Raw genomic sequence first — 24,843 nt, 5'->3', positions numbered from 1 at the left:
AAGATGTAAAAGACGCAATATGGATCAACGGGTGTAACGACATGGTATCCCTCCTGGATTTCCTCTCAATCTGAGTGGGAAAAGTATCACGCGCGGCTAATTAATGAACAGGCATTAATTGCGCTAATGCCGACAGTAATCACAAGAGGGGGTTAACAACGCTGAGATTTCAGCATGAAACATTATTGATTAGATATCATCAGACTGGCCAGGTATTCTGGCCAGTCAATTAACTTATTTAACCCGCCGTCATCACGCGGTCATCAATATACTTACGCTTGTCCGGCGGTGGGGGGAAATACTGATACAGCCAGGTTTCGCTCAGCGTCTCATCTTTGGTGCGCAGGAACAGGCGCATATTCACCGGTGCGGTGGAGTCGCTGTCAGGATACCAGTCAAACAGGATGCGGTAGCCGTCGATAGGCTCGACGTAGAGGATCTCAACCTGCTTGAGGGTGCCGCCACTGACGTTGATCACCGGCTCGATCCCTTTCGGGGCCGCCGCTTTCAGATCGCCACCCACGAAGTCGACCGCAAAACGGCGCGCCCAGACGTCGGGATAGTGTTCGCCCGGCGCCCAGCCTTCCGGGAAGCCGCCCATTCCGGTGCGCGTCGCATTCACCCGTGACAGACCGCTACGAACCGGCGGCAGGCCGCTCCAGTAAAGTTTGTAGGAGAAGCTGTGTTCGCTGCCCGCTTTGATGGCGTCCGCCGGCTGCCAGAAGCAGACGATATTATCCAGCGTTTCACCCGTAGTCGGGATCTCCATCAGGTTAATCGCCCCTTTGCCCCACTTGCCGACCGGCTCAACCCACAGGCTCGGGCGCTTGTTGTACCAGCCAATCACGTCCTGATAATCCTGGAAGTCATGATTAAGCTGTAACATGCCGAAACCGCGCGGGTTTTCGTCCTGATAAGCGTTAAAGGTCAGGCGCTGCGGGTTGTTCAGCGGGCGGCAGATCCACTCACCGCTACCGGTCCACATCGCCAGGCGGTCGGAGTCGTGAATTTGCGGATGGATGGTGTCGCACATGCGGCGTTCGTTATTGCCGCAGCTAAACATGGTCGTCATGGGAGAGATACCCAGCTGCTGAATATCTTTACGCGCATAAATGTGGTTTTCCACTTCCATCACCACGCGTTTCTCTTCGCAGTGGATGGTGAATTTAAATGCGCCGGTGCAGCTTGGGCCATCCAGCAGGGTATACATCACAAACGTGGTGTCGTCTGCTTTTGGCGTTTCGAACCAGAAGGCAGTGAAGTCCGGGAACTCTTCTTTGCTGGTAAAGGTATCGATCGCTACGCCGCGTGCCGACAGCCCGTACTGGTAGGTTTCATCTACCGCGCGGAAATAGCTGGCGCCAAGGAACGAAACGATGTCGCGTTTTGCCAGTTCCGGTTTTTTAAACGCGCGGAAACCGGCAAAGCCGAGGTCGTTTTTGCCTTCCAGCTGCTGAGTATCCACGTGGGCATTGTTGTAGTTGAACAGCTCCGGGCGGAAGTGGATTTCACGCGCCTCACGGCTGGCGCCGTCAACGGAGAACATGCGGATACGGCGTTTAAAGCCCATGCCCACATGGAAGAACTGAACGTCGAGCTGACGATTGTCAATGCCGTTCCACAGCGAGTGGTTTGCATCGTACTGGATTTCGTTATAGGCCTGCGGAGTCAGCGTTGCCAGCGTTTCCGGCAGCGGGGCCGGAGCGCCGCCATAGGCCTGTTTTGCCATGCCGGCAGCCATTTTTTTCAGGACGTCAAAGTCAAAACGCTTAGCGGTTCCGTCGGCAATCCCATCTTCCGCCCAGGCAGCCTGGGAGAATAACGCGGAGAGTCCTGACATCCCACTTACGGTAGCGAATGCCATTGACGCTTTCATAAACATTCTTCGATTCATGCCGGAAATAATTTCCTCAGGTGAACGGAGTTTGTAGTGACTGTCGTGCGTTTGCACGCATTCGCTTGGCCGGATTTAGCCCGGTTACAGGGAGTTACGACAGCGAGCCGGGTTGATAATTCAGTTCACGCAAAATTTATCAGATAAATCTAACTGCCGCAGTGATTTCCCGTGTTTATTCGTTGGTTTACCGCGCCTGAAGCACAAATACACGCGCCTTATGGCAACCTTCTGCGCGATTCTCAGCGCATTCCTGGTCGCTTTAGCCAGGCAGAGCGGCAAATACTGTCTATAGTTATCAACGTATGTTATTCGCCCAAGGAGAATGGAAATGGCAACAACAACTGAACCACATGAAACTCGACTGGATGACGACCTGGCGTTACTGACTGAAACGCTGGAACAAGTACTGAAATCATCGGGCGACCCGGCAGACCAGAAATACATGGAGCTGAAAGCGAAAGCGGAAAAATCACTGAATGAAGTGAAATCCCGCGTCAGCAACGCGTCTGATACCTACTATGTGCGCGCTAAGCAGGCTGTCACGCGCGCCGACGAGTATGTGCATGATAAACCGTGGCAGGGTATTGGCGTCGGTGCCACCCTTGGCCTGGTCGTCGGGCTGCTGTTGGCTCGACGCTAAGCGTTAATTGCTCGTGATTCAGGCGCCGCTTCGGCGCCTGTTTTCATTCTGCCCCACTGAGATCAATATTCCCCGTTTTTCCCTTCATTAAAATGTGCGCCTGGCCCGTTTACTGCCGAGGTTCCCTTGCCGTTCGTCCGTGCGCTGCATCAACTGCGTGACCAGCTTATTGAGATTTCGAGTGATGCCCCCGGCGCGCTGCAGCTACGCGTCTCTCTGTCAGGGGAGGTCGACGCGCTGGCGTGGCTGGGTAGCCAGCGCTGCTGGCCGCAGTTTTACTGGCAGTCGCGCTGCGGGCAGAGCACCTTAATGGCGCTTGGGGCGCGGGATGTTTGCCGCTCGATGGATCGGGCGACCGCACGACTTCACGCACTCCCGCCGCACTGGCAGCTGGTCGGGGCGAACGCCGTCGATGGCGACAGCTACCTGTTTCTGCCGATCCTCAGCCTGCGACAGGACGACAGCGGGCAGTGGCTGAGCCTTCACTTACTCAGCGAGACCTCCCTGTATCAGGAAGCCCGGCGCCTGCTGGCTTGGCTCGACGGCCTGCTGCCGTCACAGCCGCTGCCACCGTTACCCCGCGCAATCAGCGTCAATACGCAGCCGGATAAATCCGGCTGGTGCCAGCAGGTTGAGCGCGCCCTGCAGGCCATTCGCGCTGGCGAACTGGATAAGGTCGTGCTGGCCCGCGCCAGTGATTTCACCTGCGCGCAGCCGCTCTCAGCTGCAGCGCTGCTGGCCGCCAGTCAGCAGATCAACCCGCGCTGTTATCACTTTATGCTGGCCACCGCCGAAGATCGGGCACTGGCAGGCTCCAGCCCGGAAAGATTATATGCCCGGCATGGCACGGAACTGTGGAGCGAAGCCCTGGCGGGTACCGCCGATATTGCTGAGGCTGGCCTGCTGACCGACGGTAAAAATCAGTGGGAAAACCAGCTGGTGGTTGAGGATATCCGCCAGCGGCTGGCCGATGAGGTGACGGCGCTCGACGTCGCGGCTGCGGAACTGCTGCCGCTGCGTCACCTGCAGCACCTGCGGCGCAGCATTCACGCCACGCTGCGCCACAGCGATGACGCACGCTGCGTGTCCCGCCTGCAGCCGAGCGCCGCCGTCTATGGCTTACCGCGCCGCGCGGCCGCTGCGTTCATTCATCAGCATCAGTCATTTCAGCGCGGCTGGTACAGCGGGTCAATTGGCTATCTCTCCCTGCACCACAGTGAGTTCGCGGTGGTGCTGCGCTGTGCCGAAGTACGGGGAAATCAGGCGCGGCTGTATGCCGGAGCGGGCATTGTCAGCGGCTCCGATGCGCAGCGGGAGTGGCAGGAAGTTGAGCATAAGGCAGCGACGCTTGGCTGCTTATTCAGTGGTGAAAACCCGGCGTAATACGGGTTCAAATCAAAAAGGGCGCAGAACAGCTGCTTATAATAGCAGCAGGGTTTTTGATGCGGAGTGGCTATGCAGCAAACGAGGTCGCAGGGGAGTTCACAGGCAGCGTTTAATCGCTGCTGGGCAGAGGTGCTGCTGGAGACGCTCACGCGCCACGGCATCCACCACGTCTGCATTGCACCCGGTTCACGCTCGGCGCCGCTGGCGCTGGCCGCCGCGGCAAACCAAAAGCTGGTGTGCCACACCCATTTTGACGAGCGCGGGCTGGGCTTTCTGGCGCTGGGTCTGGCGAAATCAACCCGCCAGGCGGTGGCGATTATTGTCACCTCCGGCACGGCGGTGGCGAACCTGCATCCGGCGGTGGTGGAAGCGCAGCTGACCGGAGAAAAACTGGTCATTATCAGCGCCGACCGCCCGCCAGAATTGATCCACTGCGGCGCCAATCAGGCGACCGAACAGCCTGGCCTGTTTGCATCTCACCTCGCAGGCTCCCTCAATTTGCCGCGCCCGACGGCGGAGATCCCGGCGCGTTGGCTGGTTAGCGCGCTGGATACGCTGCTGGCAAACCCGCGTCACGGTCCGGTTCATATTAACTGTCCGTTTGCCGAGCCGCTGTACGCTGAGCAGAGCGATGATTTCCCTGGCTGGCAGCAGGCGCTGGGCGACTGGTGGCAGAGCCGGGATCCCTGGCTGCATTACGCTCGCACTGTGAATATCCCGACCGAAGCCGACTGGTTGTTCTGGCGGCAGAAGCGTGGCGTGGTGATTGCGGGAAGAATGACGGCGGCCGAGGGCGTGCTGGTGGGGCAGTGGGCCGCAGAGCTGGGCTGGCCGCTGCTGGGTGATGTGATTGCGCAATGTGGGCAACCATTACCGGCCGCCGCGCTGTGGCTGGCACATCCCGATGCACAGCGGGCGCTGGATGCCGCGCAGATTGTGCTGCAGTTTGGCAGCAGCCTGACCGGGAAAAACCTGCTCGGCTACCAGGCCAACTGCCGGGCGCAGAGCTACTGGCATGTTGATCCTCTGCCCGGCCAGCGTAACCCGGCATGCCCGCGCGGGCGGCGGATGGAAGTGCAGAGCGATCGCTGGTTACAGCACCATCCGGCCCAGCCGCGCCAGCCCTGGTGCCCGCAGCTTGATGCGCTGGCGCAGCGCACCCGGCGCTATCTTCATCAGCATCTGCACCACTTCGGCGAGGCGCAGCTGGCGCATCGTCTGCCCGAACTGCTGCCGGAAAAAGGCGCGCTGTTTCTCGGTAACAGCCTGTCGATCCGGCTGGTGGATGCCTTTGCCTCGCTGCCGGCCGGATATCCGGTGTACTGCAATCGCGGTGCCAGCGGTATTGATGGCCTGCTGGCGACGGCGGCGGGCACCCAGCGCGGCAACGGCCAGCCGCTGCTGGTGCTGCTGGGCGACCTCTCCACGCTGTACGATCTTAACAGCCTGGCGCTGCTGCTGCAGGCCCCGGCTCCGGTGGTGATCCTGGTGGTCAACAATCAGGGAGGGCAGATCTTCTCGCTGCTGCCGACGCCGCCTGCGCAGCGCGCTTCGCTGTTTGCCCTGCCGCCGCAGGCGGACTTCAGCCATGCGGCGGCGCTGTTTGGTCTGCAGTTCCAGCGCGTGGCCAGCTGGCTGGCGCTGCAACAGGCGGTGCAGCAGGGCTTTAACGGCGGCGTCACGCTGGTCGAAGTGGTGGTCAATGGCGATGACGGCGCGCAAACCCTGGCCTGCTGCGCCAGAGAAGTGGTGACCCTGTGATGCTCCATGCGCACTGGCAGGGGCATCATCACAGCACGCGCCCGGTGCTGGTCTGGCTGCACGGTTTTCTCGGCAGCGCGCAGGAGTGGCAGCCGGTACAGCGCTATTTCAGCCACTGGCCGCTGCTCAGCGTTGATCTCCCCGGGCATGGTGGTTCGCGCGCGCAAAGCGTTAACGGCTTTGATGAGCTGTCGCAGCGGCTTAACGCCACCCTGGATTATCACCAGGTTAAGCGCTACTGGCTGATTGGCTATTCGCTCGGCGGGCGGCTGGCGCTTTACCACGCCTGCCGCCATGCCGGGAAGGGACTGATGGGGTTACTGGTCGAAGCCGGACATTTTGGCCTCGCTTCGCCCTCAGAGCGCGCGACCCGCAGGGAGCACGATCTCTGCTGGGCGCAGCGCTTTCGCCAGCAGCCGCTGGAGCAGGCGCTGTGCCAGTGGTATCAGCAGCCGGTCTTTGCCGAGCTGACCCCGATTGAGCGCCAGCGCCTGGTGGCTCGCCGCCTGGATAATCGCGGTGAAGGGCTGGCCGCGATGCTGGAGGCCACGTCGCTGTCGGCGCAGCCGTGGCTCCTGCCGGAGCTACGGCAGAAAAGTTTCCCGTTCCGCTATCTGTGCGGTGAGTGGGATCAAAAATTCCTGCAGCTGGCGCTTCAGGCCGCGCTGCCCCCGGCGGTGATCCCCGCTGCCGGCCACAACTCTCACCTGGCGAACCCGCTGGCTTTTGCCCATCAGCTCGCTCGCGTGCTCAATTATCATTAAGGAACTTCGATGATCTACCCCGATGAAAGCCTGCTGACGGCACCCGTCGAATGGCACGACTGCGCAGCGGACTACCGCGATATCCGCTATCACAAGTCGAGCGACGGCATAGCAAAAATTACCCTTAACCGCCCGGAGGTGCGCAACGCTTTTCGCCCGTTGACCATTAGCGAAATTCAGCAGGCGCTGGATAACGCGCGGCGCGACCCGGCGGTCGGCGTGATTATCCTCACCGGCGAGGGCGAACTGGCGTTTTGCGCGGGCGGCGATCAGAAAATCCGCGGCGATTACGGCGGTTATCAGGATGATGCCGGGGTGCATCACCTCAACGTGCTCGACCTGCAGCGCCAGATCCGCACCTGCCCGAAGCCGGTGGTGGCAATGGTAGCCGGCTATGCCGTCGGCGGGGGGCACGTACTGCATATGATGTGCGATCTGACTATCGCAGCGGATAACGCACAGTTTGGTCAGACCGGCCCGAAGGTCGGTTCATTCGACGGCGGCTGGGGCGCAGCCTATATGGCGCGCATTGTCGGGCAGAAGAGAGCGCGGGAAATCTGGTTCCTGTGCCGCATGTACAGCGCACCGCAGGCACTGGCGATGGGGCTGGTGAACACCGTCGTCCCGCTGGCGCAGCTGGAGCAGGAAACCGTGCGCTGGTGCCGCGAAATGTTGCAGAACAGCCCGATGGCGCTGCGCTGCCTGAAAGCGGCGCTCAATGCCGATTGTGACGGCCAGGCCGGGCTGCAGGAGCTGGCGGGCAACGCCACCATGCTGTTCTACATGACCGAAGAGGGGCAGGAGGGGCGCAACGCCTTCAATGAAAAACGCTCGCCCGATTTCAGCCACTTCCGGCGCAATCCCTGATGCGTGCGGTCGCACTGTATCGCTATCAGATCCCGCTGGAAGCGGGGGTCGTGCTGCGCCATCAGCGGTTAACAGCGCGCCAGGGCCTGCTGATCCAGCTGCGTGACCAACGCGGTGAGGGCTGGGGTGAGATTGCGCCGCTGCCAGAGTTCAGCGTGGAAACGCCCGCGCAGGCAGAGCAGGCCTGCCGTGCCTGGCTGGCGGCATGGCGCGCCGGTTCTCATCCCGCAGAGAGCGATCTGCCTTCCGTCGCATTTGGCATCAGCTGTGCGCTTGCCGAGCTGGATGGCACGCTGCCCGCCGCAGGCGAGTATCGTACCGCCTTACTGTGCAGCGGCGACCCGGATGAGCTGTTCCAGCGGCTGCGCCAGCTGCCGCAGCCGCTGGCAAAAATGAAAGTTGGGCTGTATGAAGCGGTGCGCGACGGGATGCAGGCCAACCTGCTGCTGGAGGCGCTACCCAACCTGACGCTGCGGCTGGATGCGAACCGCAGCTGGAGCCTGGAAAAAGCGCTGCAGTTTGCCCGCTACGTCTCACCCGAGCTGCGCGGGCGCATCGCCTTTATCGAAGAGCCGTGCCGCAACATGGCGGAAAGCCTCGCATTTGCCCAGCAAGCATCCATCGCTGTTGCCTGGGATGAGAGCCTGCGCGAGGGGCCGCTGGCAGCAGCACCGGGCGTCAGCGCGGTGGTGATCAAACCAACGCTGACCGGCAGCATTCAGCGCGTGCAGCAGCAGGTGGCATGGGCCAAATCACAGGGATTAACCCCGGTAATCAGCAGCGCGCTGGAGTCGAGCCTCGGTCTGACCCAGCTGGCGCGGCTGGCACACTGGCTCACGCCGGGCATCATCCCCGGGCTCGACACGCTGCAGCTGATGCAGCAGCAGCTGTTGCGCCGCTGGCCCGGCAGTGCGCTACCCGTGGCGGTGCCCGTGACCGACAGGGAGATTTTAACATGTCTGTGGCAGCACTAACTGACTGGCCGTGGCGTCACTGGGCGCGCAGATGCCCGCAGGCGCAGGCCATCGATGCGGGTGACGTCACGCTCAGCTGGCAGCAGCTGGAGCAGGAAATTGTCCAGCACGCTCAGGGGTTTCGCCAGCAGGGCGTGCAGCCGGGTAACCTGGTGATACTGCGCAGTGCCAACAGTCTGCAGGCGGTCGTGAGCTGGCTAAGCCTGCTCGCCTGCGGCGCCCGGGTGCTGGCGCTTAATCCCCAGCTGCCGGACAGCCAGCTGGAAATGCTGTTACCCAACCTCCGCGCCGATTTCAGCGTCGGCAGCGCAGGCGCTGGCTGCCTGAACCCGCCTGCGCTGCTGCACCTGCGGCGCGCAGGCCATTTTATTCACCCCTGGCAGCCGGCAGCGCTGGCAACCCTGACGCTGACCTCGGGTTCCTGCGGGTTGCCAAAAGCCGCAGCGCACACGATTGCGGCCCATCTGCACAGTGCTGCAGCGGTGATCGCACTGATGGAGTTCAGCGCGCGCGACCGCTGGCTGCTGTCGCTGCCGCTGTTTCACGTTTCCGGGTTGGGCATTCTCTGGCGCTGGCTGGTCAGCGGGGCGACATTAACGCTGGCGGACAGTGCCGGGTTTAGCGCCGCGCTGGCGCGCAGCAGTTTTGCTTCGCTGGTGCCAACCCAACTGTGGCGACTGCTGCGCCAGCCGGAGCGCCCGGCAATGCTGCGCTCGGTGCTGCTGGGAGGCGCAGCTATCGCCAGCGAGCTGGTGCAGCGGGCGGAGGCAGCGGGCATCCGCTGCTTCTGCGGGTATGGCATGACGGAAAGCGCCTCGACCGTCAGTGCCAAACGTGCAGACGACCGTCCGGGCGTCGGGAAGCCGCTCGACGGGCAGGAGGTCAGGATTATCAACGGTGAGATCTGGCTACGCTCGCCCACGCTGGCGCTCGGTTACTGGCAGCAGGGTCAGCTGCGTCCGCTGACGGATGCCGACGGCTGGCTGCACAGCGGCGATCTCGGTGCGTGGCGCCTGGATGAACTCTGCGTTCTTGGCCGGCGGGATAACCTGTTTTTTTGTGGCGCAGAAGCCGTGCAGCCGGAAGTGATTGAGCGCCTGCTGCTGCGGCATCCGCAGGTGACGCAGGCAGTCGTGGTCGCGCTGGAAGATGATGAATACGGCAGCCGGCCGGTGGCGCTGGTGAATGACGGGGTGGCAATGGCACCGTTGGCCGCATGGGCGCTGCCGCAGCTGGCTGCCTGGCAGCGCCCGGTTAAGTGGTATACGCTGCCAGCGCTCGGCTGCGGTGGCATCAAGCCATCGCGCCGCCGGCTGATGCAGTGGGTGGCGCAGCAGCAGCAGCAGGAAATTGACGTTGTGTTTCCGCAAAGGGCTTCCTAGACTGTGTTCCATAACTGTGCGTGAGATTGGCACTGCGACGGCACCACGACCAGTTACGGGACACAGTCCACCGTGTTATGCCCTGAGTACACCGGAGAACAACATGATAAGAGTGGAAATGCTCGCAACCGGCGATGAAGTGCTGCACGGCCAGATCGTCGATACCAACGCCGCCTGGCTGGCGACAGTGCTGTTCGAGCACGGTTTACCGATGACCAGCCGCCAGACGGTGGGCGACAGCCTGCAGGAACTGGTCACGGTGCTGACTGAACGCAGCAAAGTGGCTGACGTGCTGATCGTCAACGGCGGTCTTGGCCCGACCAGCGACGATTTGAGCGCGCTGGCCGCCGCGACCGCCGCCGGTGTGGCGCTAAAAATTCACCCCGAGTGGCTGGCTAAAATGGAAGCTTTCTTCGCCAGCCGCGGCAAGGCGATGGCCGCCAGCAACCGTAAGCAGGCGGAGATCCCGGAAGGGGCCGAGATGATCGACAATCCGGTCGGCACCGCCTGCGGTTTCGCCATGCAGCTTAACCGCTGCTGGATCTTCTTCACCCCCGGCGTCCCTTCCGAATATAAAGTGATGGTGATGGACCAGATCCTGCCGCGCCTGAAAGCCCGTTATCAGCTGCCAGAGCCGCCGGTCTGCCTGCGCATGACCACTTTTGGCCGTGGCGAGAGCGATCTGGCATCCGACATTGAACCGCTGCCGCTGCCGGAAGGCGTGGTGATGGGCTATCGCGCCTCGATGCCGATTATCGAACTGAAGCTGAACGGCCCGGCGGAAAAACTGCCGGAAATGGAGCAGTTCTGGCAGCAGGTGCGCGAGATAGCGGGCGACAGCGTGATTTTCGAAGGATTTGAGACCTTACCGCAGCAGCTGGCGCGCCGTCTGCAGGCGCGCAACCTTACGCTGGCCGTCAGTGAACAGTTCAGCGCCGGGCTGCTGCAGTGGCAGCTGATCTCCGCCGGCGCCGCGCTGGCCGCAGGCAACATATTGCCGAATCAGGCCGAGCCGCTGCAGAACATGGCCGAGCGTGCGCGCCAGCTGGCAGCCAGCAGCGGTTCCGCTGTGGCGCTGCTGGTGGGCGGCATTGAGGACGATCGTTTAGGCTTTGCGCTGCACACGCCGGATGGCACCTTTGCCCAGAAGGTGAAGTTCAACGTCAACCGTCACGATCTGAAGGCACGGCAGGATATGGTGGCCATGCTGGCGATGAATATGCTGCGCCGCTGGCTGAACGGTCAGTCCGTCAGCACCGGGCATGGCTGGATAGATGTGGTGGAAACGTTATAAGATTTGGGCGTTTCAATACGGGCTGACCGAAAAAGAAGGTCAGCCCCTACGCCAGATCGTGTAGGGGTCGGGCATGCCCGACCCGTTCTACAGCTCGATCTCAATATCACCCTCGGCCTTACAGCAGCATGGCAAAATCTCACCCTGCTGCACAAAGGCCAGCGGTTTCGCGCTGTAGCTCACTTCCCCTTTCAACAGGCGCATCCGGCAGGAGCCGCAGTAGCCTTCGCGGCACTGATACTCCACGCAGACGCGGTGCGATTCCAGCGCAGCCAGCAGGGAAGGGTGTTCATCATGGCATTCAAGCTGCGCACCGGTGGTGCGCAGCGTAATGGTAGAGCGTGCCATCAGAATTACAGTTCGAAGTCGCTGAGGTCGTCGGCGTTGACTTCAGAGTCGATCTGTCCGACCAGGTAAGAGCTGACTTCCACTTCCTGCGGAGCAACCTGCACGTTATCGGACACCAGCCACGAGTTGATCCACGGGATCGGGTTCGAGCGGGTTTTAAACGGCAGATCCAGACCAACAGCGTTCATACGGATGTTGGTGATGTACTCAATGTACTGCCACAGAATATCCTTGTTCAGGCCAATCATTGAACCGCCGCTGAACAGATACTCCGCCCACTCTTTCTCCTGCTCGGCAGCCAGCACGAACAGATCGTAGCACTCCTGACGGCACTCTTTAGCAATCTCGGCCATTTCCGGATCGTCTTCCCCACTGCGCAGCAGGTTCAGCATATGCTGAGTGCCGGTCAGGTGCAGAGCTTCATCGCGGGCGATCAGCTTAATGATTTTGGCATTGCCTTCCATCAGTTCGCGCTCGGCAAAGGCGAAAGAGCAGGCGAAGCTGACGTAAAAGCGGATCGCTTCCAGCGCGTTGACGCTCATCAGGCAGATATAGAGCTGCTTTTTCAGCGCGCGCAGGCTGACGGTCACGGTTTTGCCCGCCACCTGGTGCGTGCCTTCACCCAGCAGATGCCAGTAGTTGGTCATTTCGATCAGATCGTCGTAGTAGCCAGAGATATCTTTGGCGCGTGACAGGATCTGCTCGTTGGTGACGATATCGTCAAAGACCAGCGCCGGGTCGTTAACGATATTACGAATAATATGGGTGTACGAACGCGAGTGGATAGTCTCAGAGAACGCCCAGGTTTCAATCCAGGTTTCCAGTTCCGGGATCGAGATCAGCGGCAGCAGCGCCACGTTCGGGCTGCGTCCCTGAATGGAGTCCAGCAGAGTCTGATACTTCAGGTTGCTGATAAAGATGTGTTTTTCGTGCTCTGGCAGCGCCTGATAGTCAATACGATCGCGCGAGACGTCCACTTCCTCCGGGCGCCAGAAGAAAGAGAGCTGCTTTTCGATCAGCTTTTCAAAGATGTCATATTTCTGCTGGTCGAAACGCGCCACGTTTACCGGCTGTCCGAAGAACATCGGTTCTAACAGTTGGTTATTTTTATTCTGCGAAAATGTGGTGTAAGCCATGATTCAGTCCAAATGCTGTAGGGGCCAGGCATGCCTGGCCCTGCTGTTAAATCGGGTTAAATTTTGCAGGCGCCGCTTTCACAGCCGTCATCCTGAATCGATGGCGCCAGATCTTCCTGCGTATCTTCCGCACCGTCACGGGTGTTTTGGTAGTAGAGCGTTTTCACGCCAAACTTATAGGCAGTCAGCAGGTCTTTCAGCAGCTGCTTCATCGGCACCTTACCGTTGGCGAAGCGCGTCGGGTCGTAGTTGGTGTTGGATGAAATTGCCTGGTCGATAAATTTCTGCATCAGGCCGACCAGCTGCAGGTAACCGTCGTTATTTGGCATATCCCACAGCAGTTCGTAGTTATCTTTCAGGCGCTCATACTCTGGCACCACCTGACGCAGAATGCCGTCTTTCGACGCTTTAATGCTGATATGACCGCGCGGTGGTTCAATACCGTTGGTGGCGTTCGAGATCTGGGAAGAGGTCTCAGACGGCATCAGGGCAGAGAGCGTAGAGTTGCGCAGGCCGTGGGTTTTCACCGATTCACGCAGCGCTTCCCAGTCCAGCAGCAGCGGCGTATCACAGATCGCATCCAGGTCCTTCTTATAGGTGTCGATCGGCATAATACCCTGCGCATAGGTGGTTTCGTTAAACCACGGGCAGGCACCCTGTTCGATAGCCAGATCGTTAGAGGCTTTCAGCAACCAGTACTGAATGGCTTCAAAGGTCTGGTGCGTCAGGACATTAGCGCTGCCGTCGGAGTAACGCACGCCGTTCTTCGCCAGGTAGTAAGCGTAGTTGATCACGCCAATACCCAGAGTACGGCGGCCCATTGCGCCACGCTGCGCGGCCGGGATTGGGTAGTCCTGGTAGTCGAGCAGGGCATCCAGCGCACGCACCGCCAGGGTTGCCAGCTCCTGCAGATCGTCCAGGCTCTCAATCGCGCCGAGGTTAAACGCCGACAGCGTACAGAGCGCGATTTCGCCATTTTCGTCGTTAACATCCAGCAGCGGTTTGGTCGGCAGTGCGATCTCCAGGCACAGGTTAGACTGGCGCACTGGCGCGATTGCCGGGTCAAACGGGCTGTGGGTGTTGCAGTGGTCAACGTTCTGAATGTAGATACGGCCGGTAGAGGCGCGTTCCTGCATCATCAGCGAGAACAGATCCACCGCCTTCACGCGCTGCTTGCGGATGCTGTCGTCTTTCTCGTATTTGGTGTACAGGCGCTCAAACTCATCCTGATCGGCGAAGAACGCGTCATACAGGCCAGGCACGTCGGACGGGCTGAACAGAGTAATCTCTTCACCCTTCAGCAGGCGCTGATACATCAGCTTGTTCAGCTGCACGCCGTAGTCCATATGACGCACGCGGTTGCCTTCAACGCCGCGGTTGTTCTTCAGCACCAGCAGGCTTTCCACTTCCAGATGCCACATTGGGTAGAACAGGGTCGCTGCACCGCCGCGCACGCCGCCCTGAGAGCAGGACTTCACCGCGGTCTGGAAGTGCTTATAGAACGGAATGCAGCCGGTGTGGAATGCTTCACCGCCGCGGATCGGGCTGCCCAGCGCACGGATGCGACCGGCGTTAATGCCGATACCGGCACGCTGAGAAACGTACTTCACAATCGCGCTGGAGGTGGCGTTAATGGAATCAAGGCTGTCGCCGCACTCAATCAGTACGCAGGAGCTGAACTGGCGCGTCGGGGTGCGCACGCCGGACATAATTGGCGTCGGCAGCGAAATCTTAAAGGTGGAGATCGCATCGTAGAAACGCTTGACGTAATCAAGACGGGTTTCACGCGGGTAGCCAGAGAACAGGCAGGCGGCCACGAGGATATACAGGAACTGCGCGCTCTCGTAGATCTCACCGCTGACGCGGTTCTGCACCAGGTATTTACCTTCCAGCTGCTTGACTGCCGCATAGGAGAAGTTCATGTCGCGCCAGTGGTCGATAAAGCCGTCCATCTGCTCGAACTCTTCCGCGCTGTAATCTTCCAGCAGGTGAGGGTCATATTTGCCCATATCGACCATGCGTTTGACCTGCTCGATCAGCTTCGGCGGCTCGAACTGGCCGTAGGCTTTTTTACGCAGGTGGAAGATGGCCAGGCGGGCGGCCATGTACTGGTAATCAGGTGCATCACGCGAGATCAGGTCAGCGGCAGACTTGATCACCGTTTCATGAATGTCGGAGGTGCGAATACCTTCGTAGAACTGGATGTGTGAACGCAGTTCAACCTGCGAAACGGAGACGTTTTGCAGACCTTCGGCAGCCCAGTCGAGAACACGGTGGATTTTATCGAGATCGATGCGTTCGGTGCGGCCGTCGCGTTTGGTTACAAGCAGACTCTGATTCATGTCGCGTTTTACCTGTCCTTAACAAATAATCCCCACGTTTATACACAGCTTGCTCGTTGTGAGTAACTCTGTGGATAAACACTATATATAGGGGGTGAGGGAAGACTGACTAACAATATGGTGAGTATTCTAGTAATTTCCGCGTGCTTAACAAGGCTTGATTTTCAGGTTAAACTACTGTCGCAGGGTGGGTATTTTTCCTAAGTCCACGTTTCTCAAGGCCCACAGTCGATGTCAATGGTTTGAGAAATTTTTTAGAAATTTGATCGAGCGCGGGTTTCTTGTTCATCCCCGATATTTCCTGAATTTCTTTGCTGAAAAATGCGGCGTATTGAGACGCCTCACAGCAATAATTGTCGTGATGGGGTAACCCTAACTCAGCCGTGATGACAGTTGTAAGACGAAAAAGATCTGGCAGGGGTGGAGTGGTATCCACCCCCTGATGGGTCAGTCAATTGCGCGGTGCGTGTGAACCATGTAGTTCACATCAACGCCAGGGGCCAGCTTGAAGTGGTTGGTCAGCGGGTTGTAGTGCAGGCCAATGATATGGCGCTCGCGCAGTGGGGTTTCGTCAACCCAGTTCAGCAGTTCGCCGGGGCGGATGAATTTTTTGATGTCGTGCGTTCCGCGCGGCACCATGCGCAGCACGTACTCAGCGCCGATAATCGCCATCAGCCAGGCTTTGCTGTTGCGGTTCAGCGTAGAGAAGAACACTTCGCCGCCGGGTTTCACCAGCCTGGCGCAGGCGTGAACCACAGAGCGCGGGTCCGGCACGTGCTCCAGCATCTCCATGCAGGTCACCACGTCATACTGCCCGGCGAACTGTTCGGCGTGCTCTTCAACCGTTTGCTGCACGTAATCAATGGTTACACCGCTTTCCAGCGCGTGCAGACGGGCGACCTGTAACGGCTCCGCGCCCATGTCCAGCCCGGTGACGTTAGCACCTTCACGTGCCATGCTCTCCGCCAGGATGCCGCCGCCGCAGCCGACGTCGAGGATCTTTTTACCAAACAGCCCGTCGCAGTGCTGGGCAATCCAGCCGAGGCGCAGGGGGTTAATTCGGTGCAGCGGCTTAAATTCGCCATCCAGGTCCCACCAGCGTGTCGCTACCGCTTCAAATTTGGCGATCTCGCCATGGTCTACGTTCTGCGCGCCCGCGTTATGTTCTGCTTTCATTGGGGTATGACTCCGGCCAAAGTTTGCCGCAGTATACAAGTTTCCCGCCCCTGACAGCCAGGGTTGTTGCCTGCGCTAAAAACAGAATGCAATAAAGCGGCCAAAGCGATGCTTTCCATTCAACACATGCCCGCGATGTGATATACTTTCGCACCTTTGAATCCGGGAATAAGACAGAAGGAAAGCGCGTCCATGAGCGACCTCGCCCGCGAAATTACACCGGTCAATATCGAAGAAGAGCTAAAGAACTCTTATCTGGATTATGCAATGTCGGTCATCGTTGGCCGTGCGCTGCCAGATGTCCGTGATGGTTTAAAGCCGGTTCACCGCCGTGTGCTTTACGCTATGAACGTGCTCGGTAACGACTGGAACAAAGCCTATAAAAAATCCGCCCGTGTTGTCGGCGACGTCATCGGTAAATATCACCCGCATGGTGATACCGCCGTGTACGACACCATCGTGCGTATGGCGCAGCCATTCTCGCTGCGCTACATGCTGGTCGATGGCCAGGGTAACTTCGGCTCCGTCGACGGCGACTCGGCTGCGGCGATGCGTTATACCGAAGTGCGCATGTCCAAAATTGCTCACGAACTGCTGGCGGATCTTGAAAAAGAGACCGTCGACTTTGTGCCAAACTACGACGGCACCGAGCAGATCCCAGAAGTGATGCCAACCCGCGTACCTAACCTGCTGGTTAACGGTGCTTCGGGGATTGCAGTCGGTATGGCGACCAACATTCCGCCGCACAACCTGACCGAAGTGATCAACGGCTGTCTGGCGTATATCGACGATGAGAACATCACCGTTGAAGGCCTGATGGAGCACATCCCAGGCCCGGACTTCCCCACCGCTGCTATCATCAACGGTCGTCGCGGCATCGAAGAAGCTTATCGTACCGGTCGCGGCAAAATTTACATCCGCGCCCGTGGCGAAGTGGAAGTGGATGCCAAGACCGGCCGTGAAACTATCATCGTGCATGAAATTCCTTATCAGGTGAACAAAGCGCGCCTGATTGAGAAAATCGCCGAGCTGGTGAAAGAGAAGCGTCTGGAAGGCATCAGCGCTCTGCGCGATGAGTCCGACAAAGACGGGATGCGCATCGTCATCGAAGTGAAGCGCGATGCGGTGGGCGAAGTGGTGTTAAACAACCTTTACTCGCTGACGCAGCTGCAAACTTCTTTCGGCATCAACATGGTGGCACTGCATCAGGGCCAGCCGAAGATTATGCCGCTGAAGGATATTCTCGAAGCCTTCGTGCGTCACCGTCGTGAAGTGATCACCCGCCGTACCATCTTCGAACTGCGTAAAGCGCGCGACCGTGCCCATATCCTTGAAGCACTGGCCGTGGCGCTGGCAAACATCGATCCGATTATCGAGCTGATCCGCCAGGCTGCGACCCCAGCCGAAGCAAAAGCGGGCCTGATTGCCCGCCCATGGCTGCTGGGCAACGTTTCTGCGATGCTGGAACGTGCCGGTGACAACGCCGCCCGCCCTGAGTGGCTGGAAGAGCAGTACGGTATTCGTGACGGCCAGTACTACCTGACCGAGCAGCAGGCGCAGGCTATCCTGGATTTACGCCTGCAGAAACTGACCGGCCTTGAGCATGAAAAACTGCTCGACGAGTATAAAGATCTGCTGGCGCAGATTGCCGAACTGCTGCGTATTCTGGGCAGTTCAGAGCGCCTGATGGAAGTGATCCGTGAAGAGCTGGAGCTGATCCGCGATCAGTTCGGCGACGCGCGTCGTACCGAGATCACCGCCAACAGCGCCGATATCAACATCGAAGACCTGATCAACCAGGAAGACGTTGTGGTGACCCTGTCGCACCAGGGCTACGTGAAGTATCAGCCACTGACTGATTACGAAGCGCAGCGCCGCGGCGGTAAGGGTAAATCGGCAGCGCGTATTAAAGAAGAGGACTTTATTGACCGCCTGCTGGTGGCCAACACCCATGACACCATCCTCTGCTTCTCAAGCCGCGGTCGTCTCTACTGGATGAAGGTCTACCAGCTGCCGGAAGCGAGCCGCGGTGCGCGTGGGCGTCCAATCGTCAACCTGCTGCCGCTGGAAGCGAATGAACGTATTACCGCGATCCTGCCGGTGCGTGAATACGCCGAGGGCTGGAACATCTTTATGGCGACCGCCAGCGGTACCGTGAAGAAAACCGCGCTGACCGAGTTCAGCCGTCCGCGCAGTGCCGGTATTATTGCCGTCAACCTGCGTGACGACGACGAACTGATCGGCGTGGCCCTGACTAACGGCACGGATGAAACCATGCTGTTCTCTGCCGCCGGTAAAGTGGTGCGCTTCGCTGAAAGCGCTGTGCGTGCCATGGGCCGTACCGCCTCAGGCGTGCGCGGTATCAAGCTGGCAGAAGGTGACCGCGTGGTTTCCCTGATTGTGCCGCGTGATGACGGCGCCATCCTGACGGTGACGCAGAACGGTTACGGTAAGCGTACCGCCAACAGCGAATACCCGACCAAGTCGCGTGCGACTCAGGGGGTGATCTCGATTAAAGTCACCGAGCGTAACGGACCGGTTATCGGTGCGGTACAGGTGGTCGACAGCGATCAGATCATGATGATCACCGATGCCGGTACGCTGGTGCGTACCCGCGTTTCTGAAGTGAGTGTGGTCGGGCGTAACACCCAGGGTGTGATCCTGATCCGTACCGCGGAAGATGAAAACGTGGTTGGCCTGCAGCGCGTGGCCGAGCCGGTAGCGGAAGAAGAGCTCGATGCTATCGACGGCAGCGTGGCGGAAGGCGATGATGATATCGCACCTGAAGTCGACAATGACGATGAAGCGCCAGAGGCCGACGACGAGTAATCGTTAAGCCCTGATGAAAAAGCCGGTTCAGCTGAACCGGCTTTTTTTTGCCTGAAATCTGGGGATCTGGAAGACGCTACGCAGGATGCAGCGCCAAATCTGACCAGCAGAGCAGAGAGTGATACAACCCGCGGGTACCCAAAAGGAGAGGTGGCCATGGATATTACTGTTAAGGCGTTCTCATCACCGCTATTAGCCAACGCGCTGAGTTATCTGGTTTCGGTTAAAAAGTCAGGGGGTAGAAACAATGAATATGTTGTTGAGATAAAAAGATTACCAACGATGATCCATAACTGCTTTGGTTGTTACTGGTCTGGTTATTACCTACAGAATTGCTGTTGGTTGGTTGATTTTTATCCATATGACGCGCTATTCTCGTCGGAACCTGGTGCCCGCTACAGAGTCGACCGCCGTATGGCATTTAGCTACAGTGAGTTGATACGGTTTTTGGCAGAAGGGGTCGGCCAGGCGGTGGAGAGTTTTCTTCAGCATCAGCTTGTAGCCTCTCTTCTGGCTATGCCAATCCATCCGGCATTAGGGAAAATGTACGATAGATTGCTGCGGCGTCATGCCGCTGAAAAAGGATTTATCTATAATCAGACGTGGTTGCAGGAGGCAGTATATGTCATTGAAAAAAAGTAGTGCTATGGATATGAGCATCATAGCCACCTCAAAGCGGCGGGAAGCGATCGGCGCAGCGATGGACCAGATGTTTCTGGAAAGCAGTGCGAGGATACGCCAAATCCTGCTCGAGTATGGATCGCTGGAGCCTTTCCTTGGCCCCGACCTCTCTGCCAAACCTGAACTCAAATCGAAACGCTGAGTTCACTCCATATTGAAACTCCCGCTGCTCAGCTGCGCTGAATAAACGCGCTGACGGCGGTAATTGTCTGCTGATGTACCTCCTCACGCTTTTCCCGCGATGTTTCGCAAATAAATGCTTCCCCCTCCTCTGCCAGAATCGCTTGTGCCGCTGGCTGACATTGCGGCAGGAAGTCAAAGTGCCCGGCCTGTGGCAGGTGCAACAGCGGTAGCGGCAACCTATCCACCCCCAAATTAATCTCCGGCTGCGCGCGGATATAATAGCCCGCGGCAATCACCAGCAGTGGAAGGGTAATGGAATGCAGGCTGGCGGGAGTGAAAACATCGCTCATTGCCGGGTCGATAGCGACGACAAACTTCACTCGCGGGTCACGATAGCTGGCCGCCAGCGTGGCCGCCGATCGCTGTGCCAGCGGCAGGTGCCCGCGCTGATAAAACTGGCAGTCCGGCATCTGCGGTTTGCTGCGGCAGTAATCAACCAGCCGTGCCTGTGTTATCCGCGCCCCGGCCAGTGCCAGCACGCTGTAACCGCCCTTTGAATGCCCGATAGCACCAATCCTGTTGGCGTCAATGGCAGGCCGCCATCTGGCGTCATCAAGATAGTGGGTGATTAAAAACGACAGGTCGCGCGTCTGCAGCGTGAGGTCGGTATCGGGGCTGGAATCGCCGGTGGTGCTGCCCGGGTGATTAGCGGCAATCACAATGGCCCCTTGCGCCGCCAGCGGCACGGCCAGCCAGGCCAGGCTGCTGTTATTACCGCCGCTGCCGTGGCTCAGCACAATCAGGGGAAACTGACCTGCAGCAGGCTGAGCCTGTTCTGACGCATAAAATCCAGAGAACACCGGGCTTGCTGCCTGCAACCTGGCCGCCCGATGGCTATCGCTGGGGTAGAAAATACGGACATTGAGCGTGCGCTTCAGGGCAGGATTACTGAGCGTTTCCTGCTGTGTAGCAACGGAATAGCTCCAGCTCGAGAAACTGATTAGCATCAGTGAAAACAGAAAAATCAGGCGCATCTTATTTACTCCTCGCGTATAAAAGTCACATTATCAGAACTTTACAGGCGCCTGGCGTCCTCGATCGCGATTGAGTCCTATGCTAATACCGATAAATTTTCTCCTTAGCTTTGCCTGCCTGCTGCTGCTGGTGCAGAAACGTCAGGCTGGCGCGTTCTTCCGTCTGCTGCTGCTGGTTTTCCTGCTGCACACGGTGGTTGCCGGTTTGGGGGCACTGCCGCAGTTTAATCAGCTGCGCATAATACAGCCGCTGACGGCAGTCGCGCTGCCGCTGTTTTGCTATCTGGCACTGTGCCAGGCCACCGGGCAGAGGCTGCATCTTGCGCTTAGCGTGCTGGCGCTACTGTTAATGGCGGGCAGTATCCTGTGGCTACCGCAGGCGATTGATGGGCTGATGGCAGTCATCTGGATGAGTAGCGCAGCAGCGATGCTGATAACATTGCGTCAGGGCAGGGACACTTTCTGCCAGCTGCCGCTGGAGAGCAGTGGCCTGAGCGTGAATGGCTGGCGTCTGCTGGCCGTCTTGCTAATCGCGGTCGCGCTGATCGACATCAGCGTTGCGGGGCTGCTGGAATACAGGGCGGGCAGCGGGGTTCAGCTATTAACAGCCTGCGGTAATTTACTGGTTTGCCTGCTGGTGGCCCTGACGCTACTGCTGACGCCTGCCACCGCCAGCACGGCGGTAAAATCGCGCAAAGTGAAAGAGGGCGACGCCGCCGTGCTCGAGCGCATCGATGAGCTGATGCGTAGCGGTATTCATCGCGAGACCGGACTGAACCTCGAGCAGCTGGCGCGTAAATCAGGAATTCCGAGTCGTCAGGTCTCCGCCGCCATCAATGCACTCCACCGCCAGAGCGTATCGCAATATGTTAACAGTTGGCGAATTGCTGAAGCCTGCGAGCACCTTTGCCGCAGTCAGAGTACGATCATTGAGATCATGGAAAACGTCGGTTTCCAGACCAAATCAAACTTTAATCGCGAGTTTCTGCGCATTACCGGCAAAACCCCCTCGCAGTGGCGTAAAGAGTCCGGGGAACAAAGCAGAATTAGCTGAAATAGAGCGGGGGCGGGGCGGGGATAACTGGCTTTTTCAGCAGGTGAACGCTACTGTATCGGCACTCTGTTTATCACTGCTGATGGCTGCGTGGGTCCCGTTTGAAATATCTTGTCTCTTTCCGTACAACGTTAAAAATCTCGCGCTACCTGTTCCGTGCGCTGGCGCTGATGCTGTGGATGCTGGGTGCCTTGCTGACAACGTTCTACATTATTAACGTCCTGCACGAGAGAGAGTCCCAGGTTCGCCAGGAGTTTAATACCAGCTATGACCAGACTCAGTGGTACGTGCGTCACTCCGCAGACGTGACGCGCGAGCTGAAGTTTATTGCTGAAAACCGCCTGAATACCTCCTCCAGCGGGCTTGATGTGCTGAACGGCGTGTTTCCCGGTAAGAGTACGCTGCCGCAGTTCTACCCGCTTTATGCCGATTCAGACTGTAGTGCGATGAGCAACACCTGGCGTAATTCGCTGGAATCGCTCAGCTATTTCCTCAATTACTGGAAAGTGAACTTTGCCTCGGCCTATGAGCTGAACCGGGTATTTTTCGTCGGTGGCGAGAGCCAGTGCCTGGCGGACTTCGGGGTGGGGAATGCTTCCGTCGACCGTGAGCGAGCGCTGAAATCGCTGCATGAACGCATCCTGAAGTACCGCAGCGGCAACGAAGAGGAGCGCAAAAATAGCCTGTTCTGGGTGTCGCCAACCGCGCAGCCGGGGGTCGGCTATTACTATATGATCACCCCGGTTTATGTGGCGAATAAGGTTGCGGCGCTGCTCGGTATTGAGCAGAGCATTCGTATGGAGGACTTTATCACCCCGGGCAACCTGCCGGTGGCGGTGACGCTGGTCGATCAGAACAACCAGCGGGTGCTCTCTTCGTCCCGCGGCGCGCTGGCCTTTTCCGCCGACGATCTCCCTGATGACGCCAGCTGGTTTGGCTATGTTGCCGGGTACAAACAGCTGGTGATGAAAAAAGAGCTGCCGCCTTCGTCCCTGAGCGTGGTGTACTCGGTGCCGACCAGCGCGATGATTGAGCCGCTAAAAATGCTGCTGATCAACGCCATCCTGCTGAATATTATCAGCGCGATTATCCTGTTTACCCTCGCCTGGCTGTTCGAGCGCCGCATGTTTCTCCCCGCCGAGGATAATGCACACCGGCTGGAAGAGCATGAGCAGTTCAACCGCAAAATTGTCGCTTCGGCGCCGGTCGGGATCTGCATTCTGCGCACCAGCGACGGCACCAATATTCTGAGTAACGAGCTGGCGCACAACTACCTCACCATGCTGACCCAGGAAGACCGGCTGCGTCTGACCGAGATTATCTGCGGACAGCAGGTTAACTTTGTCGACGTGCTGACCGGAAGCAATACCAACCTGCAAATCAGCTTTGTGCATTCACGCTACCGCAATGAAAACGTGGCGATCTGCGTGCTGGTGGATGTCAGCGCGCGCGTGAAGATGGAAGAGTCGCTGCAGGAGATGGCGCAGGCCGCAGAGCAGGCCAGCCAGTCGAAATCGATGTTCCTCGCCACCGTCAGCCACGAGCTACGCACCCCGCTGTACGGCATTATTGGTAACCTCGACCTGCTGCAAACCAAAACCTTACCGAAAGGCGTGGAGTCGCTGGTGACGGCGATGAACAACTCCTCCAGCCTGCTGCTGAAAATCATCAGTGATATCCTCGATTTCTCGAAAATCGAGTCTGAGCAGTTGAAGATTGAGCCGCGTGAGTTTTCCCCGCGTGAGGTGATAGCGCATATCACCTCCAACTATCTGGCGATGGTGGTGAAAAAGCGTCTGACGCTGTGGTGCTTTATCGACAGCGACGTGCCGGTGACGCTGGACGGCGATCCGATGCGTTTGCAGCAGGTGATCTCCAACCTGCTGAGTAATTCCATCAAGTTTACCCATACCGGCGGCATCGTTCTGCACGCCTACGTCAAGGATGGTTACCTGGCGTTCCGCGTGCGCGACAGCGGCGTGGGGATCCCGGCGAAGGAGCTGACCCGATTGTTTGACCCGTTCTTCCAGGTCGGCAGCGGCGTGCAGCGGAATTTCCAGGGAACCGGACTCGGGCTGGCGATCTGTGAGAAGCTGATCAACATGATGGACGGCGATATTGAGGTGGACTCCGAGCCGGGGATGGGCAGCCAGTTTATTATTCGTATACCGCTCTACAACAGCCGGGTGATGACCCCCGAGCTGCATGATGGCTTGCAGGATAAACAGTGCTGGCTGGCGGTGCGTAACGATCAGCTGGCGGAATTCCTCGACAAAATGCTGCGTGGTCATGGCATCCAGGTGCGGCGCTACGAGGGTGAGGCTGAAGCGGAGGACGTGATTATCTGCGATTACGACTGCCAGCCGGAACAGAACGTGCGCGCTGTGATACGCTTCGACAATCGTCATAATGACGGACCGCGCGAAGTGCTGCCGGGGCGCTGGCTGTGCGCCACGACCACGCCGCACGAGCTGCCGGTGCTGCTTGGGCGCATTTATCGCGTGGAAGTCGCGATGCCGGAAGGATTACCGGCCACGCTGGTTGAGCAGGAGAGCGGCGTCAGCAATGACGATATCCTGATTCTGGTGGTTGATGACCATCCGATCAACCGCATGCTGCTGTCAGATCAGCTCGGCTCGCTGGGTTACCGCGTCAAAACGGCGCAGGACGGTATTGATGCCCTCAATGTACTGAGCCGCAGCGAGATTGATATTGTGCTGACCGATGTCAATATGCCGAATATGGATGGCTACCGTTTGACGCAGCGCCTGCGCGAGCTGGGGCAAACTTTCCCGGTGGTCGGCGTGACCGCGAATGCGCTGGCCGAAGAGAAGCAGCGTTGTATTGAGGCCGGAATGGATAACTGCCTGTCGAAGCCGGTGACGATGGATACGTTGCAGCAGGCGCTGGCGTTTTATGCGGAGCGGGTGAGAAAGGGCAGGGGTAGCGTTTAAGTATTAAGGGCTGACCGGAAAAGAAGGTCAGCCCCTACAAATTCCCATGTAGGGGTCGGCCATTTTTCCGGTCGACCCGTTACAGATTCCCTCGCAGGGGGCGGCCATTTTTCCGGTCGACCCGTTACACATTCCCTCGCAGGGGGCGGCCATTTTTCCGGTCGACCCGTTACACATTCCCTCGTAGGGGTCGACCATTTT

The 24,843-nt window shown here is 58.7% G+C and carries 19 protein-coding genes; 13 read left to right on the top strand and 6 right to left on the bottom strand.

Translation table 11 applies throughout. The features are described 5' to 3' along the window. Positions 1-238: 238 nt before the first annotated feature. Positions 239-1,894, bottom strand: coding sequence for a glucan biosynthesis protein D (locus ACLI4M_RS02170; RefSeq protein ID WP_133623210.1), 1,656 nt, complete (start codon positions 1,892-1,894; stop codon positions 239-241). Positions 1,895-2,225: 331 nt separating this feature from the next. Between ACLI4M_RS02170 and elaB the strand changes: the two genes are divergently transcribed. From elaB to ACLI4M_RS02130, 8 genes are all read left to right on the top strand, one after another. Further along, positions 2,226-2,537: a stress response protein ElaB gene (gene elaB, locus ACLI4M_RS02165; RefSeq protein ID WP_048915462.1), complete on the top strand. Its 312-nt coding sequence runs from the start codon at positions 2,226-2,228 to the stop codon at positions 2,535-2,537. A 126-nt stretch (positions 2,538-2,663) separates the two neighbouring features. Then, a complete protein-coding gene (locus ACLI4M_RS02160; RefSeq protein WP_133623211.1) occupies positions 2,664-3,920 on the top strand; it encodes an isochorismate synthase in 1,257 nt (418 codons plus the stop codon). Between the two features lie 72 nt (positions 3,921-3,992). After that, positions 3,993-5,684, top strand: coding sequence for a 2-succinyl-5-enolpyruvyl-6-hydroxy-3-cyclohexene-1-carboxylic-acid synthase (gene menD, locus ACLI4M_RS02155; RefSeq protein ID WP_133623212.1), 1,692 nt, complete (start codon positions 3,993-3,995; stop codon positions 5,682-5,684). Beyond that, positions 5,684-6,448 (top strand): 2-succinyl-6-hydroxy-2,4-cyclohexadiene-1-carboxylate synthase, encoded by a 765-nt coding sequence (gene menH / locus ACLI4M_RS02150; protein WP_099754609.1) that lies wholly within the window; start codon positions 5,684-5,686, stop codon positions 6,446-6,448. The genes menD and menH overlap by 1 nt, the downstream gene beginning before the upstream one ends. A gap of 9 nt (positions 6,449-6,457) precedes the next feature. After that, entirely contained in the window at positions 6,458-7,315 is an 858-nt protein-coding gene (gene menB / locus ACLI4M_RS02145) for a 1,4-dihydroxy-2-naphthoyl-CoA synthase (RefSeq protein ID WP_133623213.1), read from the top strand. Next, on the top strand, positions 7,315-8,289 hold the full coding sequence (gene menC / locus ACLI4M_RS02140) for an o-succinylbenzoate synthase (RefSeq protein WP_133623214.1): 975 nt from the start codon (positions 7,315-7,317) through the stop codon (positions 8,287-8,289). The genes menB and menC overlap by 1 nt, the downstream gene beginning before the upstream one ends. Next, complete coding sequence (gene menE / locus ACLI4M_RS02135; protein ID WP_208864909.1) at positions 8,277-9,671, top strand: o-succinylbenzoate--CoA ligase; 1,395 nt, start codon at positions 8,277-8,279, stop codon at positions 9,669-9,671. The genes menC and menE overlap by 13 nt, the downstream gene beginning before the upstream one ends. Before the next feature lie 103 nt (positions 9,672-9,774). Then, on the top strand, positions 9,775-10,965 hold the full coding sequence (locus tag ACLI4M_RS02130) for a nicotinamide mononucleotide deamidase-related protein YfaY (protein ID WP_048915469.1): 1,191 nt from the start codon (positions 9,775-9,777) through the stop codon (positions 10,963-10,965). 87 nt (positions 10,966-11,052) lie between these two features. Here the strand turns inward: ACLI4M_RS02130 and yfaE are convergent, their stop codons facing one another. The 4 genes from yfaE to ubiG form a co-directional block, all read right to left on the bottom strand. Continuing rightward, positions 11,053-11,313, bottom strand: coding sequence for a class I ribonucleotide reductase maintenance protein YfaE (gene yfaE / locus ACLI4M_RS02125; RefSeq protein ID WP_048915470.1), 261 nt, complete (start codon positions 11,311-11,313; stop codon positions 11,053-11,055). Between the two features lie 5 nt (positions 11,314-11,318). After that, positions 11,319-12,449: a class Ia ribonucleoside-diphosphate reductase subunit beta gene (gene nrdB, locus ACLI4M_RS02120; RefSeq protein WP_048915471.1), complete on the bottom strand. Its 1,131-nt coding sequence runs from the start codon at positions 12,447-12,449 to the stop codon at positions 11,319-11,321. Between the two features lie 56 nt (positions 12,450-12,505). After that, positions 12,506-14,791, bottom strand: coding sequence for a class 1a ribonucleoside-diphosphate reductase subunit alpha (nrdA, locus tag ACLI4M_RS02115; protein ID WP_048915472.1), 2,286 nt, complete (start codon positions 14,789-14,791; stop codon positions 12,506-12,508). A gap of 447 nt (positions 14,792-15,238) precedes the next feature. Next, positions 15,239-15,967 (bottom strand): bifunctional 2-polyprenyl-6-hydroxyphenol methylase/3-demethylubiquinol 3-O-methyltransferase UbiG, encoded by a 729-nt coding sequence (gene ubiG, locus ACLI4M_RS02110; RefSeq protein WP_133623216.1) that lies wholly within the window; start codon positions 15,965-15,967, stop codon positions 15,239-15,241. 192 nt (positions 15,968-16,159) lie between these two features. On the opposite strand from ubiG, the gene gyrA reads away from it, so the two are divergent. From gyrA to ACLI4M_RS02095, 3 genes are all read left to right on the top strand, one after another. Further along, positions 16,160-18,796 (top strand): DNA topoisomerase (ATP-hydrolyzing) subunit A, encoded by a 2,637-nt coding sequence (gyrA, locus tag ACLI4M_RS02105; RefSeq protein ID WP_048915474.1) that lies wholly within the window; start codon positions 16,160-16,162, stop codon positions 18,794-18,796. A gap of 156 nt (positions 18,797-18,952) precedes the next feature. Beyond that, positions 18,953-19,438, top strand: a complete 486-nt coding sequence (locus tag ACLI4M_RS02100) for a hypothetical protein (protein ID WP_133623217.1) — start codon at positions 18,953-18,955, stop codon at positions 19,436-19,438. After that, positions 19,419-19,619 (top strand): hypothetical protein, encoded by a 201-nt coding sequence (locus tag ACLI4M_RS02095; protein ID WP_133623218.1) that lies wholly within the window; start codon positions 19,419-19,421, stop codon positions 19,617-19,619. The genes ACLI4M_RS02100 and ACLI4M_RS02095 overlap by 20 nt, the downstream gene beginning before the upstream one ends. Before the next feature lie 28 nt (positions 19,620-19,647). On the opposite strand, the gene ACLI4M_RS02090 is transcribed toward ACLI4M_RS02095, so the two are convergent. Beyond that, positions 19,648-20,634: an alpha/beta hydrolase family protein gene (locus ACLI4M_RS02090; RefSeq protein ID WP_133623219.1), complete on the bottom strand. Its 987-nt coding sequence runs from the start codon at positions 20,632-20,634 to the stop codon at positions 19,648-19,650. Between the two features lie 79 nt (positions 20,635-20,713). On the opposite strand from ACLI4M_RS02090, the gene ACLI4M_RS02085 reads away from it, so the two are divergent. Together ACLI4M_RS02085 and rcsC are read left to right on the top strand one after the other, a co-directional pair. After that, positions 20,714-21,688, top strand: coding sequence for a helix-turn-helix domain-containing protein (locus tag ACLI4M_RS02085; RefSeq protein ID WP_048915477.1), 975 nt, complete (start codon positions 20,714-20,716; stop codon positions 21,686-21,688). 101 nt (positions 21,689-21,789) lie between these two features. Next, positions 21,790-24,642 (top strand): two-component system sensor histidine kinase RcsC, encoded by a 2,853-nt coding sequence (gene rcsC / locus ACLI4M_RS02080; protein WP_133623220.1) that lies wholly within the window; start codon positions 21,790-21,792, stop codon positions 24,640-24,642. Positions 24,643-24,843 lie beyond the last annotated feature (201 nt).

Origin of the sequence: Erwinia sp. LJJL01, from assembly GCF_047300805.2 — a bacterium.
Classification (GTDB): Bacteria; Pseudomonadota; Gammaproteobacteria; order Enterobacterales; family Enterobacteriaceae; genus Erwinia; species Erwinia aphidicola.
This window is presented reverse-complemented; position numbering and strand designations above follow the sequence as displayed.

Coding starts and splice junctions, on each gene's coding strand:
- ACLI4M_RS02085 (WP_048915477.1), top strand. CDS start 20,714: ATGCTAATACCGATAAATTTTCTCCTTAGCTTTGCCTGCCTGCTGCTG.
- menC (WP_133623214.1), top strand. CDS start 7,315: ATGCGTGCGGTCGCACTGTATCGCTATCAGATCCCGCTGGAAGCGGGG.
- ACLI4M_RS02095 (WP_133623218.1), top strand. CDS start 19,419: ATGTCATTGAAAAAAAGTAGTGCTATGGATATGAGCATCATAGCCACC.
- yfaE (WP_048915470.1), bottom strand. CDS start 11,313: ATGGCACGCTCTACCATTACGCTGCGCACCACCGGTGCGCAGCTTGAA.
- menD (WP_133623212.1), top strand. CDS start 3,993: ATGCAGCAAACGAGGTCGCAGGGGAGTTCACAGGCAGCGTTTAATCGC.
- menB (WP_133623213.1), top strand. CDS start 6,458: ATGATCTACCCCGATGAAAGCCTGCTGACGGCACCCGTCGAATGGCAC.
- menH (WP_099754609.1), top strand. CDS start 5,684: ATGCTCCATGCGCACTGGCAGGGGCATCATCACAGCACGCGCCCGGTG.
- ACLI4M_RS02130 (WP_048915469.1), top strand. CDS start 9,775: ATGATAAGAGTGGAAATGCTCGCAACCGGCGATGAAGTGCTGCACGGC.
- nrdA (WP_048915472.1), bottom strand. CDS start 14,791: ATGAATCAGAGTCTGCTTGTAACCAAACGCGACGGCCGCACCGAACGC.
- ACLI4M_RS02170 (WP_133623210.1), bottom strand. CDS start 1,894: ATGAATCGAAGAATGTTTATGAAAGCGTCAATGGCATTCGCTACCGTA.
- ubiG (WP_133623216.1), bottom strand. CDS start 15,967: ATGAAAGCAGAACATAACGCGGGCGCGCAGAACGTAGACCATGGCGAG.
- ACLI4M_RS02090 (WP_133623219.1), bottom strand. CDS start 20,634: ATGCGCCTGATTTTTCTGTTTTCACTGATGCTAATCAGTTTCTCGAGC.
- nrdB (WP_048915471.1), bottom strand. CDS start 12,449: ATGGCTTACACCACATTTTCGCAGAATAAAAATAACCAACTGTTAGAA.
- ACLI4M_RS02100 (WP_133623217.1), top strand. CDS start 18,953: ATGGATATTACTGTTAAGGCGTTCTCATCACCGCTATTAGCCAACGCG.
- gyrA (WP_048915474.1), top strand. CDS start 16,160: ATGAGCGACCTCGCCCGCGAAATTACACCGGTCAATATCGAAGAAGAG.
- elaB (WP_048915462.1), top strand. CDS start 2,226: ATGGCAACAACAACTGAACCACATGAAACTCGACTGGATGACGACCTG.